This is a genomic window from Schleiferilactobacillus perolens DSM 12744, assembly GCF_001435585.1.
In the GTDB taxonomy this organism is placed as follows: Bacteria; Bacillota; Bacilli; order Lactobacillales; family Lactobacillaceae; genus Schleiferilactobacillus; species Schleiferilactobacillus perolens.
Genome location: NZ_AZEC01000067.1, coordinates 1 through 549, shown reverse-complemented (window position 1 = coordinate 549; position 549 = coordinate 1). Strand labels below are relative to the sequence as shown.

Annotated in this window: 1 protein-coding gene and 2 pseudogenes; 1 reads left to right on the top strand and 2 read right to left on the bottom strand. The window is 37.5% G+C overall.

Translation table 11 applies throughout. From position 1 onward, the window contains the following. Positions 1 to 160 (top strand): annotated as a pseudogene (locus tag FD09_RS16855) (NAD(P)/FAD-dependent oxidoreductase); the annotation flags it as partial. Between the two features lie 41 nt (positions 161 to 201). Here the strand turns inward: FD09_RS16855 and FD09_RS15645 are convergent. Both FD09_RS15645 and FD09_RS16105 read right to left on the bottom strand, forming a co-directional pair. Further along, the gene (locus FD09_RS15645; protein WP_020090466.1) at positions 202 to 402 is read right to left on the bottom strand and encodes a hypothetical protein; all 201 of its coding nucleotides are present in this window, start codon (positions 400 to 402) and stop codon (positions 202 to 204) included. Further along, positions 390 to 549 (bottom strand): annotated as a pseudogene (locus FD09_RS16105) (DUF5320 domain-containing protein); the annotation flags it as partial. The gene FD09_RS15645 and the pseudogene FD09_RS16105, both read right to left, overlap by 13 nt.

The window sequence follows — 549 nt, the reverse complement described above, 5'->3', positions numbered from 1 at the left end:
AGACCATCATCTTGTAGGAGCAGCTGAAGTTAGTGAACATGCTGCCGATGCAATTAACGTTTTATTACCAGCAATTGAGTTTCAATATACAGCTGAACAACTAGGCCGCATCGTACCTCTCTTCCCTACTTTGGGAGCGGACGTCTGGTCACAGATTTAAAAAAACGCTGAGCCTCTTTTAAGGAGACTCGGCGTTTTTTATTATTTAGTAAATTCAGCAATTGCATCATCAATATGTTGCCGTACTACCTCAACATGATCCATTTCATCATCTTCTACATGTGGTAAAGGATTACGTGCTCGTCCTACACTTACCCCACGTTTAGCTAAGATTAACTTCATCACATCATATAAATTACCTTTAAATGATGTCAATTTAACTGAATCATCTATTTTCGCCATAGTCCCCACCATTTTCTTGGTTTTTCTTGTTCTTCTATCCTTTTTTGAACTTTGATTTGTTCCTGCAAATTTTCCAACTTCTCTTTAAGAGCGTTCACTTCATCTTTATATTGATTGTCTAAGTGTTTGAATTCTGTTTCCTGTGAG

Coding starts and splice junctions, on each gene's coding strand:
- FD09_RS15645 (WP_020090466.1), bottom strand. CDS start 402: ATGGCGAAAATAGATGATTCAGTTAAATTGACATCATTTAAAGGTAAT.